Here is a 750-nt window from a genome sequence, read left to right as displayed (position 1 = left end):
TTTTCGGAGACCTGAAGTCCCGAGATGCCGGCGCCACCCTGACGCACAAACAGTTTCCCGGCGGGCACATTACCCTCGTCGGCTCGAACAGCCCGACCAACCTCGCAATGCGGCCGATCCGGCTGCTCACCTGTGATGAGATCGACAAATACCCCCTCTCGGCCGGCGGAGAGGGCTCGCCCATTGACCTCGCGGAGGAGCGCCAAGCCGAGTTCAAGGCGAACAGCCTCTCGGTACGGGCCTGCTCGCCGACGATCGCGGGCCGAAGTGCCATCGAGGCCTCGTACGAGGAGAGCGACCAGCGCAAGGCTTTCGTCGAGTGCCCGGGCTGCCACGGCTGGCATCCGCTCGAATGGGAGCGGGTTCGCTTCGACAAGGACGAGGCCGGCAAGATCAGGGCCGAGACGGGCCGATACGAGTGCGTGGCCTGCGAACACCCGATGACGGAGCCCCAGCGCCTCGTTGCGCTGCGCAAGGTCGAGTGGAGGCAGACGCGAACGTTCACCTGCTGCGGTGAGAACCAGACCCCGGAGCGTTGGGCGCCCGAGGTGCACGGTGTCGCCCGGGCCCTGTGCATCCATTGCGGCGCGCAGGCCGTCCCGAACGACCATGCGGGCTTTCAGGCGTCCAAGCTCTACGCACCGAAGCAGACGATCCGCGAGACGGTGGCGAAGTTCGCCCGCGCATTGAGACGGGGCCCGGAGGCGTTGAGGACGTTCTTCAACACGCAGCTGGCCCGGACCTGGAAAG

At 66.8% G+C, this 750-nt stretch carries 1 protein-coding gene; it reads left to right on the top strand.

Features of this window, described 5'->3' with window-relative positions; all coding sequences use genetic code 11:
* On the top strand, nt 1–750 hold a 750-nt coding region (locus G3T14_RS25605), incomplete at both ends, for a terminase gpA endonuclease subunit (protein ID WP_204263058.1).

The organism is Methylobacterium sp. BTF04 (assembly GCF_010692745.1).
In the GTDB taxonomy this organism is placed as follows: domain Bacteria; phylum Pseudomonadota; class Alphaproteobacteria; order Rhizobiales; family Beijerinckiaceae; genus Methylobacterium.
The sequence above is the reverse complement of the archived record's forward strand: the minus strand, read 5'-3'. Positions and strand labels throughout refer to the sequence as shown.